At 55.1% G+C, this 13,551-nt stretch carries 9 protein-coding genes and 1 tRNA gene; 4 read left to right on the top strand and 6 right to left on the bottom strand.

What is annotated here, in order from left to right; translation table 11 throughout:
• Nucleotides 1-126: 126 nt before the first annotated feature.
• The 5 genes from H586_RS0114400 to H586_RS0114370 form a co-directional block, all read right to left on the bottom strand.
• Entirely contained in the window at nucleotides 127-510 is a 384-nt protein-coding gene (locus H586_RS0114400; RefSeq protein WP_011368810.1) for a DUF1987 domain-containing protein, read from the bottom strand.
• A complete protein-coding gene (locus tag H586_RS0114395) occupies nucleotides 507-1,079 on the bottom strand; it encodes a SiaB family protein kinase (RefSeq protein WP_011368811.1) in 573 nt (190 codons plus the stop codon). The genes H586_RS0114400 and H586_RS0114395 overlap by 4 nt, the downstream gene beginning before the upstream one ends.
• A gap of 30 nt (nucleotides 1,080-1,109) precedes the next feature.
• Complete coding sequence (locus tag H586_RS0114390) at nucleotides 1,110-2,303, bottom strand: PP2C family protein-serine/threonine phosphatase (protein WP_027182404.1); 1,194 nt, start codon at nucleotides 2,301-2,303, stop codon at nucleotides 1,110-1,112.
• Nucleotides 2,304-2,424: 121 nt separating this feature from the next.
• Entirely contained in the window at nucleotides 2,425-3,621 is a 1,197-nt protein-coding gene (locus H586_RS19420) for a sensor domain-containing diguanylate cyclase (RefSeq protein ID WP_051364040.1), read from the bottom strand.
• Between the two features lie 1,136 nt (nucleotides 3,622-4,757).
• Complete coding sequence (locus tag H586_RS0114370) at nucleotides 4,758-6,155, bottom strand: sigma-54 interaction domain-containing protein (RefSeq protein ID WP_011368814.1); 1,398 nt, start codon at nucleotides 6,153-6,155, stop codon at nucleotides 4,758-4,760.
• A 414-nt stretch (nucleotides 6,156-6,569) separates the two neighbouring features.
• Between H586_RS0114370 and H586_RS0114365 the strand changes: the two genes are divergently transcribed.
• The 3 genes from H586_RS0114365 (at nucleotide 6,570) to H586_RS0114355 (ending at nucleotide 11,487) form a co-directional block, all read left to right on the top strand.
• Nucleotides 6,570-7,877 carry an MFS transporter gene (locus H586_RS0114365; protein WP_027182403.1) on the top strand — a complete coding sequence of 436 codons (1,308 nt, stop codon included), beginning with the start codon at nucleotides 6,570-6,572 and terminating at the stop codon, nucleotides 7,875-7,877.
• Between the two features lie 80 nt (nucleotides 7,878-7,957).
• Nucleotides 7,958-8,866, top strand: a complete 909-nt coding sequence (locus tag H586_RS0114360; protein WP_034619324.1) for a glycyl-radical enzyme activating protein — start codon at nucleotides 7,958-7,960, stop codon at nucleotides 8,864-8,866.
• 185 nt (nucleotides 8,867-9,051) lie between these two features.
• A complete protein-coding gene (locus H586_RS0114355; protein ID WP_011368817.1) occupies nucleotides 9,052-11,487 on the top strand; it encodes a pyruvate formate lyase family protein in 2,436 nt (811 codons plus the stop codon).
• Between the two features lie 508 nt (nucleotides 11,488-11,995).
• On the opposite strand, the gene H586_RS0114350 is transcribed toward H586_RS0114355, so the two are convergent.
• Nucleotides 11,996-12,072 (bottom strand) — tRNA-Arg (locus tag H586_RS0114350).
• 149 nt (nucleotides 12,073-12,221) lie between these two features.
• On the opposite strand from H586_RS0114350, the gene H586_RS0114345 reads away from it, so the two are divergent.
• On the top strand, nucleotides 12,222-13,529 hold the full coding sequence (locus H586_RS0114345) for a bifunctional folylpolyglutamate synthase/dihydrofolate synthase (protein WP_051364039.1): 1,308 nt from the start codon (nucleotides 12,222-12,224) through the stop codon (nucleotides 13,527-13,529).
• The last annotated feature ends 22 nt before the right edge of the window (nucleotides 13,530-13,551 follow it).

Genomic DNA, 13,551 nt, shown 5'->3' with positions numbered 1-13,551 from the left:
CCGGGACAAAAAACTCGCGCTGACGCCTGCCATGCGGGCATGGCAGGCGTCAGCATGCGCCGGATCATATTGCTCCCCGCCCGTATCACAGTATGCAGTCCGCACGCTGTGTGCAGGGGCAATGCATCAGTCCAGTTCCACCAGATTAAAGCGCATGTGCCGCACATCTTCCCGAAATTCTTCACCGCATTCCAGCGCTGTTTCATTTTCTTTATGATAGCGCCAGTTGACGGTAATCTGCTTTCCTGCTCCGGCCGCCTCGTCCAGCAGATCAAACAGGTCCATGAACGTCTTGGAACTGGAACTGTTGAAATAGACCAGCTCCATATCAAGCGTGACCTGCCGCGTAGCCGGCGCCTGCAGAAAATTGTGCAGCCAGGCGAATACAGGCTGATAAAAAAGCCCGCAGTTTTCCGGATAAGATTCGCCGGAAATCCGCAGGACGGCGCCGTGCGGGTCGAAAAGAATACCCGGTGACGATTTTGTGGGTGCTATGGTCAGAATGTTCATTGATTCGCTTCTCCGGCAATGCGGACATTGACAGCAAAATACGACATGGTGTCGCTGATGGGCTCAAAACTGTATGCCAGCGGGTGGCCGGATTTCCGGGCCATTTCGATGAAACCGAGTCCCGCCCCGCGTGACAGGTCGTCCGGCTCTCTGCGCCGCTGCTCCTTGTAATAGCGTTTCAGTTCATCTTTATTCATGCGGTTGATGGTATCGATTTTCTGCCGGATGCGCTCTTCGCTGTCTTTCAGCACGGGATTGCCGCAGGTGATGAAAAAACCGCTTTCGTTGCGTCCCACCACCACCTGCCCCTCGCCCATCATGCCTTCTGCTGAGCGGCAACGGACTTCCGGCGGCACCGTATCCGAATAATTGATAATGTTCTGCATCTGTTCCACCAGCACGGCAAACACCCGCTGCGCCAGTGCCAGGCCACGCTCCTCGCAGGCCATTTTACGGCGCATCATCTCACCCAGCCCTTCGACCACGCTCTGGCATACCGGACCGCTGAAGTACAACATGATGCCCTTCTCTCTCATTTCACTGTGACACCGGAACATTCTTGTTTCCATGGTTTGCTGTGCCTCCTGATTGTTACGGAGTTACGCAGACTGCACGGTAAAGCCCAGCACAGTCACGTCATCACGCCGGGGCTGATGCCCCCTGTATCCGGCAAAAGCCTCTTCCAGCGCCCGCTGCTGGGCGGCGCAGTCCAGCACCGCCGTGCGCGACAACAGAGCCATGAACCGCTTTTTGCCGAAAGGCAGATTCTTTTCACCGCCTATCTGGTCGGCAAATCCGTCGCTGGCCATATACCAGCGCATACCGGTCTCCAGCGGGATGTCATGGTTGGTAAACACGGCGTCTCTTGCCGTGCGCACATATCCGGCACCGCAGCGGTCTCCCCTCACCTCCTGCACTGTACCGTCCGCACGGGTGACAAACAGCGAACTGCCGGCACCGGCAAAACGCACCACACCCCTTTTTGCGGGCACAAAGCAGACACTGCAGTCCATGCCTTCATCAGACGCAGCCTTGCGGTCATGCTGCTCCAGCGCGTTCTTAATGGAGTTGTTCATGGCACCTACAAGTGCGGCAGGATTTCCGTCCACGGCGCTTATATCAAGGCGCTCAAAAAGCGAATGCACGATAAGCGTCATGAAGGCGCCGGGAACACCGTGCCCTGTGCAGTCTATAACCGCGGCAAAAAAACCCTGCGGAGTCTGCTTGTACCAGTAGGAATCACCACCCACGGTGTCGCGCTGACTCCAGAGCAGAAAATGGTCGCCGAACAGATGCGCAAGCTCGGACCGTGCGGGCAGAAACGAACGCTGGATAAGGCTTGCATATTCGATGGAGCTGACCAGCTGGTTCTGTGTCTCCTTAAGATGCTCCATGGTTACCGCCAGCTCATGCTGCCTGCTGTGGATGACATGCCCCATCCAGAACATGTTATGCCGCAGCCGCTGCAGCTCATCCCCTTCCTTGGGTTCCGGCGGAAGCGTGGCAAAAGGCCGCAGGTTACCCGCCTTCATCTGTTCGCACAGCCCGTTCAGGTAGTGCACGCTGCGCAGCACAAGAAGATGCAGAGCCCCCCTTGTCAGAGGCAGAAACAGCAGCAGGCTGCCGGCCGTCCACACCGCGATGAAGTTATTCAGGCCGCGACGCTCCAGACTGTCATTGAGAACAAGCACCACCAGCGGAAACATGACCAGCCCCAGAAACAGAATTATCTTCATCTTGGTCTGGACACTCACCTCTGCCAGCGCATCAAGAAAACGTGTTGTCTTGCTCATTATATTTCACTGTATGTTGCGGCCATGCCGCAAGCCTTGCGGCTTTGGTGCCGCGCCTGCAGGCGTGCCGGTAAGCATGCCGGCCAGCATGACGGTCAGCATATCTGTCCAGATACTGTCTTCAGATGCATAACGCCCCGGCGCATATGGCAGTGCAACGGGCAGGATATACTTCCGTACGGTTGCGGCCGTTCTTTTTTGCCGCATACAGGGCAATGTCGGCCCGCTTCAGCAGGATTTCCACCACCTGCCCGCAGCAGGCAGAGGCCGCACCGCCCCCCGGCACAGGACGCTGCCCCGAAACGGCATGCCCCGCGGAATCCAGTGTGGTAAGGCCCAGCGACGACGTGACGGAAAAACCATGCCCGGCAAACGCCATGCCGGCCACAGCCTGACGCAGTGTTTCCGCGGCACGGCAGGCCTCGGCGTGGCCTGTTTCAGGCAGCAGCACGGCAAACTCTTCTCCGCCCAGCCGCGCGCAGACATCCTGTCCGCGCATGGTCTCTGCAAGGCAGCAGGAAAGCTGTTTGAGCACCATGTCACCGGCATCGTGCCCCCACGTGTCGTTGACCCGTTTAAAGTGGTCTATGTCGAGCATCAGCAAAGAGAGCGGCCTGCCGCTGCTTTGCATGCGCTCCACTTCGGCACGGGCTGCCTCCATAAAAAAACGGCGGTTGTTAAGACCGGTCAGCGGATCGGTACGGGCCATGTGTGACAGCTCTTCAAGCATGCGCCTGTGGGCGGTCACATCAAGCACCACGCCCACATGCGTGGCGCCGCAGGCCGTCTCCGGACCTGTTTCCAGCGCCTGCGTGCTGATCTCGACCCATACGGGCGTGCCGTCTCTGCGTCGCAGAACAGCTTCGTAACGTGAAACAGCTCCGGCGCTGCACAGCCTGTCCAGATATTCGCAGTGCGCCTGCGGCGATGAAAACAAAGAAGCAAGGCTGGTGTTGTGCTGCATGAACGCATCCACCGAAGACCAGCCGAAAATGTTTGCCATGGCAGGATTGACTTCCGCAAAGCTGCCGTCTGCACCGGTACGGAAAACCCCTTCGGCCGCGCACTGAAAAATGGAGCGGTAGCGCGCTTCTTTGGCCGCGATATCGCGGTTCAGTTCACTCAGCTGCGCCTGCATTCTGTCCCCCATGGACATAAGCCGGCCGCATTGCCGCAGCGTTTTGCAGAACCCCGCAAGCAGACCTGCCAGCGCATCATGCGCCGGAGCCTCCGGTGCCGTACGGGCCAATACAGCTTCCGCTTCGGCTATCAGCTCATATTCTCTGGCAAAAAGTACTGAATTTCCGGTGACGGACAAAACTCGATTCCCCCCTGAGTGTTGCCGTGCAAAGAAGCACCGCCACGGCTGCCGCAAGGCACCATGACCGCTTACACGCGTATTTGAGGGTATCAATAATGAATATGAAACTCAAAATCAACAGAAGAACAAAAAAACTTCCGGCTTAGAGAGGGGGAAGGATGCCGGGAGTCTGAAAACGGGAAAGGTCCGACAGAGCGTGTCCGGCTGTAAAGACCCATATCGTATGACCAACAAATCGCTGTTGCATCATGTCAACTTGCTGCTGCCGGAAAGCATCCTGCGTGCCTGCTGCTGCAATCTCGCGCCCTGTATCTGCGCACGGCCGCGCTCCTGCCCGTGTTGCGGCAGGCATCACCAACGGCCTGCCCCGCCATCAGGGCGCCATGGCTGCACCGGACGGCCCCGCGCACACCTGCCCTTTCTCCGGTGTGTAGCCTGTGTTGCACCAAGCCGCCCGGATTTTCCACCTCAAGGTTGGTGGAGTGCCGCGTATCTCACGCCGCCTGCAATTGATGATATCCCCCCGATCCGAAGCGCGGTACACCCCCGTCCGCCGCCTGTCCCGATTCCCCGACCGTCCGGACGACATTCCGTTTGAACTCCGCATCGTATATCCTGCGCCCCCCGCTCCTCCGCTTCTCCTGTCTGCTCGTCACGCCGGTGGCTTAACTCTGTGTCCGCAACGCTGCAGCAGGATCAAACCGGTCTCATTGAGGGCTGCTCCGGAAGGTCTGATCACCCGGCGCAGCCACCACCTGCAACAACCCGACGACCTGCTCAAAAGCATCATTCCGAAAATGTCCGGCGCCCCGTGCGGATTTCAAAAAAGAATTTTTTACCAAGCTGGATCAGGATACCACGACACACCGAGACATCTTGCCAACCGAAGCCCGCCCGTATCGCGGGGAGCTTTTTGATATGATCCCTCAAGCTGCCATATGGTCCGTACAGCCGGCTCCTGAGCCCAAACGCGCCCGGTCAAACGCGCCCGGTCAAACGCAGCCCGGTCTTGTAAACCCGCAGGTCGCGGTAAAACAGAGGCCGCAGTTCGCATTCTGTGACAGCAGGCGGGCGAAACGCCCGCGCCGGTATGCCTGTCAGACTGGCAAACCGGCTATCCCTATTTCAAGGGGTTATTTAAGCCCGTATTTAATCATCTTTTTATAGAGCAGAGGGCGGGTTATCCCGAGTCTGCGCGCTGCGGCGGAACGATTACCGTTGGCGGCGCTCAAAGCACGGGATATGGCCTGAAGCTCGGTCTTCTCAACCAGTTCTGCAAGAGGTAACAGTTCAAGAGCATCTTCCGGTTGCATCAAATCACATGCCACACCGTTTTGAAGAACAGTGTTAACGATTTCAGCAGTGATATCGTTTTCGCGCGACATTATCATACAGCGTTCCAAAAAGTTCTGTAATTCCCGGACATTCCCCGGCCACGGGTATTCTTGCAGGGCGATCAGGGCGCTGCTGTTAAGGTACTTATGGAACATGCCGTTTTTCCGGGACATCCGCTTCCAGATGCGCTTGGCTAATATCGGAATTTCCTCAACCGCGTGGCGCAGGGCAGGCAGTTTAATGGGGATAACGTTCAGGCGATAGAACAGGTCTTCCCTGAAGGTCTTTTCTTTCACCATTTCTTCAAGATTCCGGTTTGTTGCAGCAATAATCCGGACATCAACCTTTGTGATCTTTTCACTTCCTATGCGGCTGACTTTGCCCTCTTGAATTACACGCAGCAGCTTAACCTGCGCTGCAAGCGGCATATCACCAATTTCATCCAGAAAAATTGTGCCTTTGTCGGCCTGTTCAAACATGCCTCTGCGTCCGCCCTTGCGGGCTCCGGTAAAGGCGCCTTCTTCGTAGCCGAACAGTTCAGATTCGATCAGGTGCTCGGCAATGGCGCTGCAGTTGAGATGTATAAACGGACCATCACAACGTTGGCTGAAATTGTGAATGCTCTGGGAATATACTTCCTTACCCACACCGGATTCTCCGCGTAACAAAACCGTCACGTTCCGCGGGGCGGCCAGCATGGCTTTGTTTTTTGCCTCTCTGGCTGCGGGGGCGATTCCCGGAATGTGGCTGAAAGTGTATTCGGCTTCATCGCTTGCTTTTTTGCTTTTGCGTAACCTTTCAATTTCGTTTTTAAGCTCTTTAATATTCTCTGTGAGCTTTTGAATTTCATCCACATGCCGGAAACGGATCATCCCGACTGCACCGATGCAGTTTCCATCCTCGTAAAACGGTATGCGCGAGACTATAAACGAGTGGTTCTCAATTTCCTGAAGACAATCATGCTCTGCGATACCTGTCTGGGCGACGATATTTAACCGGGTATTATCAATTATGTTGCTTACCGGCTCTCCCAGCACTTCTTCGCCTAAGCCATGAAGCTCTTTAAAGCTTTCATTAATGTAAATAAGCCGCCCCTCCTTGTTGACTACCATCAGAGCGTCCGCGCATAGGTCTATAATTTTGCGCTGAAAATTCACTAGTTGCTTGAGATCGTGACCATAAATATCTTCAAGCATCGCGGTATTCCTCCTGTCTGAAAGGTGTGACTCGCCAGCTGAGTTTAAAAACTGCTCCCTTTTGTGACAGCTGTCACAAGCGTGACAGGGTGCTTCAGAGCCTTACGCCCGCCAGGCTTGGACCACCCTGCCAATTGATAGAAACCGTTGATTCAAGCAGCAAACAGCCTTTTTGAATCGCTCCTCAAACCATTCTGCACACTTGCTTTGGCAGCTCTTTTCTTCGTCTACCTGTCACGCGTTGTTACACTTTATCTTACAGCACACAAAGTGTCTTTTGAAAGTTAATTAGCGTAACAATCCGTTTTTACTCCTCTTTTTATAAGATTTCATGTGATTGGCATACAATATGTAAATGCAAGAATCACACAAACGCGGAATGGCGTCGTGCCATGCATTTACAAGGAGAAAGACGTGGGCAAAAGCAAAAATTGTTATGGTTGGTCAGTGGTTGCAGCCTCTTGGCTGGCCATGTTCTGTCTGTTTGGCTATCGGGCTACCTTCTCAATTCTCAAAGTTCCTATGAGCGCTGATATGGGATGGTCTCAGGCCGAGGTTACTCTGGGCTATTCCTTCATGATGATGTTTTATGCCATTGCCGCCTTCTTCTGTGGCATGATCCTCGATAAGTGGGGAACCAAGCCTGTCTACTTTATCGGAGCCATCCTCGGCGCTTCCGGCTTCTATGTTACCAGCCTGACCCAGAGCCTTTATGCCTACTACGCCTCCTACGGCATCCTTGCCGGGGTCGCCACAGGCATGCTGTGGGTTTCATCTACCATCTCTATCCGCAAGTGGTATGTGGGCAAAAACTACGCAAAAATGTTCGGCATAGCCTTTATGGGTGCGCCCATGTCTCAGGTTATTATGAGTCTTTTTGTAAAGCAGGCTCTTGCCGGAGCTGAAGGTGACGCCTGGCGTGCCGCAATGCAGGTGCTGGGTGTTCTGACTCTGGCCTGCCTGGTGGTCGCAGGTTTGCTGGCAAAGGGAAATCCCGAAGATTACAACATGCAGGCCTTTGGCGAAATGCCGCAGAAAAGCGGTAAGCCTGAAAAGGTCTGGGCTATCAGGGAAGCTTTCTCCACCTATCCCATCTGGGGTGCGATCTTCATGTTCCTGACCAGTATGCTGGCAGAGTTCCTCGTATGGACTCAGGTTATCAGCTACTGGACAGCTGATCTTGGCCTGCAGCTGGGCGAAGCCACCAACCTTTACATTATCATCGGCATCGTAGGCATCTTCTCCATGCCTCTCATGGGTATCGTTGCAGACAAGGCGGTAGCCAGGTCTTCCTGTGAGGCGCAGGGCCGTAAGAAAATGCTCATTTTTGGCCCTATCACCGGCATTGTCGCCTGCGCCATGCTTCTGCTGCAAACGCAAACAACGTTCTTCCTCGGTGCTATCTCGTGCGTCATCTTCGCAATCTACTGGGCTGTTGTTCCCGGTGGCGTTGTTGGCTACGCAGGCGCCATTTACGGTCGGGCCACCCTCGGCAAGATATGGGGTCTGGCAACGCTGATCGTTATGGGCGTAGGCCCCTTCATCGGCCCGCTGATCGGCGGCTACCTCAAGGACAGCACCGGAAGCTACACATATTCGATTATGTTCGCCCTTGCGTCCTTCGTAGTGTCAGCTTTGCTTGCAGCCAGCCTGCCCATGACAGCAGAGGGCAAGGTTTCCTCTATGGATGATACGCCCGAGGCTGAAGCCGCAGCCAATTAGAGAACTTCCGTATCTGTACGTCCGGCTTCGGTAAATACTGCGCAGCCGGTCGGCGGTACAAAGCTACAAGGTGGTTACAAGTGGCTCAAGAAAACAATCTGATTGGACAAGTATTCAACATCCAACGCTATTCTACTCATGACGGCCCCGGAATACGGACGACGGTGTTCCTGAAAGGATGTCCGCTACGTTGTAAGTGGTGTCAGAACCCGGAGTCCCAGAGCCTGCACCCTGTTCTTATGTTTCGGGCAGATGAGTGCACTTCGTGCGGCAGATGCATCGATGCATGTCCTAACAAAGCCAACAGCATCGTTGACGGCAAATTAGTGATTGACTGGGAACGTTGTACCGCTTGCGGCGCATGCACTTCACCGGCTGTCTGTCTGTCCATGACGCGTAAAGTTGAAGGCAAACCCATGACCGTTGAAGAGGTTATGAAGCAGGTTTCCAGCGACTACAATCTGTATCTGAACTCTGGTGGTGGTCTGACAATCTCTGGCGGAGACTGTGCGGTTCAGCCGGAATTTACCGCAGCTCTTTTGAAGAAAGCCCAGGAAGAAGGGATCAATACCTGCGTAGAGATAACCGGTGCCTACCCCTGGGAGCGGGTGCAGCAAATTACCGAGGACGCAGACTACGTCTACTACGACCTCAAGTGCATGGATGACGAAAAGCATAAAGAGGGAACCGGAGTATCCAACAGGCTCATTCTCGAGAATGCCAGAAAGCTTGTTGAAGCTAAAAAGCAGATGCTCTTCAGAACTCCTCTTATTCCCGGTTTTAACGACGACAAAGAGAACATAGAGGCAACTGCAAGTTTTATTAAAAACGAACTTGGATTGTCTCCATCTGAGCACCTTGAGCTTCTTGCATACAATAATCTTGGAGAAGACAAGTATTTGCGCCTGGGGTTCAGTGAGCCGCAAAGGCATGCGCGGCAGTCAGACAAGTATCTTGATGAACTGGAAGAGCTTGTCATGTCGTTCTAGGCCGACAGCCTGAATTGGTTCCTGCCAACGCCGCCTGATCGGCAGAAAGGAACCGCCGGTGGTGTTGTGAAATGAAAGTTGGTTTTGCGGTTCTGTATATCCAGTGCAGTACAGTAGCCTTTTTATAATGGAAACATGCATGTTTGCAGCCAGCTGTAACAACAAAGGTAGAAGGAGTTAAAGACATGAAGAACGTTGAAAAAGTCCAATACAACAAGTATGAGGATCGCTCTCGTGGTAACGTGATGTGGGATGTTTTGAACCCTCTGCGTTACTCCCAGTCTATGTCTATGTCGCGCGCGCAGCTTCTTATGGAAAGCTACAAGGAAACGGAAAGCTTGCATTTCTTCCGCAGACGCGGCAAGGCCATTCGCAAAATCCTTCAGGAAATGCCCATCCGTATTGATGACCATCAGCTGCTTTGCGGTGACTTCAGCGCCAAGCCGATGGGCCCCGAATTCTTCCCCGATCTGGCTGCAACCTGGATTGTAGACTACATCGACAACTATGGTGTGGAAGGCAGAAAGGGCTTCTTCAGGTGGGAAGATGAAGAGCAGATGGAAATCGGCAGATCCATCGGTGAATATTTCAGAGAAACAGGCGGAAAGGAAAAGTGGATTGCCTTCCTCGGTGACGAAGAAGCCGCTTTGGAACACAAGATCGGTGAAGCCGGTTCCTGGATCGTGAACACTGTTTCTGAAATGTTTGCTGAAAAAGCATGGAACTGCCCCGACCTTGACCGTCTGGTGAAAAGAGGCGTCCGCGGCTTGATCGCAGATATCGACGAGCAGCTCGAAAAGTTCGTAATGATTACCTACGAAGACTATCGTCGCCATGAGTTCTGGCTTGGACTCAAGGAAATGCTGCTGGGTGGTATCGATTACGCTCACAGATATCGTGACCTTGCCACCGAACTGGCAGCCAAGGAAACCGATCCGGTTCGCAAGGCAGAACTGGAAGAGATGGCCCGCGTATGCAACCGCGTTCCGGAACATCCGGCAGAAACCTTCCAGGAAGCCCTCCAGTCTCTCGTATTCGGTCTGCTCATGGTCTTTTACGATACCCGTACCTTCGGCATGGGCTATGGCCGTATCGATCAGATCATGTACCCCCAGTACAAGTCTGACATTGCCAGCGGCAAAATCGACGACGAATATGTTGTCCAGCTGTTCGAATGCTTCCGAGTCAAGATTATGGGTAAGCGCCAGTTCTGGCCCGACGTTATGACTCCGAACCTGAGCAGCGAATCCCACTTCCATAACTGCGTTATCTGCGGCGTAGACCCCAAGACCGGCAGAGACGCCACCAACGAACTGTCCTTCGCATTCCTGGAAGCCGCAGAGCGTGTAAGAACGACTCACCCGACGATATCCGTGCGTTGGCACACCCAGATCGATCCCAAGTTCATGAAGCGTGCACTGGAAACCGTTAAGCTGGGCATGGGCTTCCCTGCCTTCTTCAACGACGAACCCAGCATCCAGTACCTGCTTGCCCGTGGTTACACGATGGAGGAAGCACGCAACTACGCTCTGGGCGGTTGTACCCTGCACACGGTTCCCGGCAAAACCAGCTCCATCTGGCCTCTGGTTACCAGCTATGGCCGAATCCTTGAGCTTACCATGTACAACGGTTGGGATTTCATCTCCAACTCGCAGCTGGGGCCGAAAACCGGCGACTTTACCCAGATGACCTCCTATGAAGAGTTTGTTGCAGCTTACAAGGCCATGATTGAATACTGGGCAAATGTCAGCACCAAGAGCGGACGTGCAGCAAAGCTCCAGCACGGCGACACCTTCCCCGATATCATGATGTCTGCCTTCACCGATGACTGCATCGGCCGTGGCAAGGTCTGCAGCCTCGGCGGTGCAGAACATGCTGACAGCTGCATGTACATAGTGCCCGTAGCCGTGCAGGACGTAGCCAACGAACTGTACGTGCTTAAGCACGGCGTGTTTGGCGAAAACCCGATCTGCACCCCGCAGGAAATGCTGGATGCAATGCGCGCCAACTGGGAAGGCCACGAAGAACTGCGTGCCAAGTGCATGGCTATGCCCAAGTTCGGTAACGACATCCCCGAAGTGGATCAGCTGCTGACCGACGTGTACAACTGGATCAAGGAAATCTGGCACGCACAGCCTGCAACGGACGGCGGCAGGTATGAGGTTTCCCCGCACTCCATCGGTTTCCACGGTGGAACGGGCGCCAAGACCGGCGCGCTGCCCTGCGGCCGTAAAGCCGGAACTTCCTTCTCCGACGGCGCTGTTTCCCCTGTACAGGGTACCGACGTGAACGGTCCCTCTGCGGTTATCAAGTCCGCAGGCAGCATTGACCAGCATGACCTGTACGGCGTGCTCTTCAACATGCGCTTCTCTCCCAGCAACATCAGGGGCGAGAAAGGGACTGCAAACCTGGCCTCCCTTATCAAGACCTACTTCAGCGACTACAAAGGCAAGCACATTCAGTTCAACGTGCTTAACCGCGACGATCTGATTGCAGCAAAGAAAGAGCCTGAAAAGTACAAAGACCTCATGGTTCGTGTTGCCGGCTACAGCGCCTACTGGACTGACCTGCCCGCAAACATTCAGGATGAGCTGATCGCTCGTACTGAGCATGAACTGTAATAGCTAGGCTAAAGGCTCATCGGGCGGCACACACTTACGTGTCTTCATAGTGGCAGCCTTGGACTAAGGACTGGAGGCTTGCAGTCTGCAACGCCTCCGGTCCATGCCCCCCATTCTTGCAATGCGGGGGCTTTTTTTCATGCCTTAACTACCTGAGGATGCTGGAGATACAGACGTCTCGGCACCTGTGAACTGCGCCACAATATTGTTTTCCAAATCCTGCAGAAACTGCGAGCCGTGGCTTACGTCCATTTCGTCAGTGTTGAACAGCGCGCCTGTACATACTCGTACCTGCGCCGCCGGAGTTAGCCGGCGGTTCCGTATATCTGATAGACGATGGCGTTGATGCCGGAAGTTTTGTCTGCCAAGGCTGGTGCCATGTTCTGCCGAACGTTGCCCCACAGGCCGTCATGATGGCGGTCTCTTGGTGAGAGTTGCACCAAGCACCCATTTTTCCGACGAAAAAAGGGCTTACCATGTTTCCATGATAAGCCCTTACTTTCATAACTGGCGCGCCTGAGAGGATTCGAACCCCTGGCCGACTGCTTAGAAGGCAGTTGCTCTATCCGACTGAGCTACAGGCGCGCGAGGATGATGTTCTTATCCGAAGCAGGGCCGCCGGTCAAGAGTCCGCAGCGTGTTTATGACGTATTTATATTGACGGACGCGGCCGCATCCCATACGGGTGCTTTGCACAGGGCATGCGCCCGCATCACGCCACGGAGTGACAAGACATGAACGACAACGCTGCGGATTTTGATACCACCATGCCTCAGGGGCCTTTTACCAGCTACGCCGACGTGCTGGCGCATCTGGACAATCTGGGGCTGTTTCACATGGAGCTTGATCTGGCGCGCATCAAACGCGTGCTGGAAGAGCTGGAGCTTACCCGTCCGGAATACCCTGTGGTGCAGGTTGTGGGCACCAACGGTAAAGGTTCCACAGCCACCTTCATGGCTTCCATTGCCACCGGAGCCGGATTCAGCACGGGCCTGTTCATCTCTCCTCATTTTATCACCCCGCGCGAACGCGTGCTGGTGGACGGCGAGATGCTGCCCGAAGAAGACTGGCTGGTACTGGCCAACGATATTATGGCCGCCGGCGGTGAAGTGCTGACGTATTTTGAATTTCTGACCGTGCTGGCTGCACTGGCCTTTGCAGACTACGAAGTTGATCTGGCTGTTTTTGAAGCCGGTCTGGGGGGCACGTACGATGCCACCACAGCCATAGCGGCCGATACCGTGGTATTCACCCCCGTGGCGCTGGATCATCAGCAGATTCTCGGCGACACCGTTGAAAAAATAGCCGCGGACAAAGCCGGTGCCATCCGCAGCAATGTGCCTGTCGTGTCGGCCCGCCAGACTGATGCCGTGCTTGAAATACTGAAAAATGCCAGCAATACCGCCGGATCCCCATTTACAGTGGCTGCCGGCCCCGATTCACTGCCGGAAGAGGCCCGCCCGGTGCTGAACGGTGTCCACCAGCTGCACAACGCGGCGCTGGCCGTGGCGGCCCTGCAGACCGTCATGGATGAAAAAGCCCTTCCGCGTCCCACTCTCATCCCCTGGTCCGATGTGGTAACGCTGGGCATAGCCGATGCGTGGATAGCGGGCCGCATGCAGCACATCGCACCTGCCCCGGACCACCCGGCGCTCATTCTGGACGGCGGCCACAATCTGCACGGGCTCCGTGCGCTGCAGGCAGCCCTCGCGGCGGAAAATATCCGCCCTGCTGCAATCATTTTCGGCGCCATGAAAGATAAAAACCTTGAAGGAATACCGGACCTGCTGTCGGCCCTGACCGACGGGCCGGTGCTGCTGCCCGCCCTGACGCAGAACTCACGCGCCGCAACCCCGCAGGAGCTGGCCGTGCGGCTGGGCGGCGCCCCGGACGGGCCGACAGAAACAATACCCTGCGCATCCGTGCGTGAAGCGCTGGACAAGGCCGCCGCATACGCTGCGGAAAATCCTGTGCTTATCTGCGGCTCCTTGTATTTGCTGGCCGACTTCTTTACACTCCATCCGGAATATCTGAGACCGTAAGACGGATGAGGTTCCGGCGGGT

The organism is Oleidesulfovibrio alaskensis DSM 16109 (assembly GCF_000482745.1).
In the GTDB taxonomy this organism is placed as follows: Bacteria; Desulfobacterota; Desulfovibrionia; order Desulfovibrionales; family Desulfovibrionaceae; genus Oleidesulfovibrio; species Oleidesulfovibrio alaskensis.
The sequence above is the reverse complement of the archived record's forward strand: the minus strand, read 5'-3'. Positions and strand labels throughout refer to the sequence as shown.

Coding starts and splice junctions, on each gene's coding strand:
- H586_RS0114400 (WP_011368810.1), bottom strand. CDS start 510: ATGAACATTCTGACCATAGCACCCACAAAATCGTCACCGGGTATTCTT.
- H586_RS0114395 (WP_011368811.1), bottom strand. CDS start 1,079: ATGGAAACAAGAATGTTCCGGTGTCACAGTGAAATGAGAGAGAAGGGC.
- H586_RS0114390 (WP_027182404.1), bottom strand. CDS start 2,303: ATGAGCAAGACAACACGTTTTCTTGATGCGCTGGCAGAGGTGAGTGTC.
- H586_RS0114370 (WP_011368814.1), bottom strand. CDS start 6,155: ATGCTTGAAGATATTTATGGTCACGATCTCAAGCAACTAGTGAATTTT.
- H586_RS0114355 (WP_011368817.1), top strand. CDS start 9,052: ATGAAGAACGTTGAAAAAGTCCAATACAACAAGTATGAGGATCGCTCT.
- H586_RS0114345 (WP_051364039.1), top strand. CDS start 12,222: ATGAACGACAACGCTGCGGATTTTGATACCACCATGCCTCAGGGGCCT.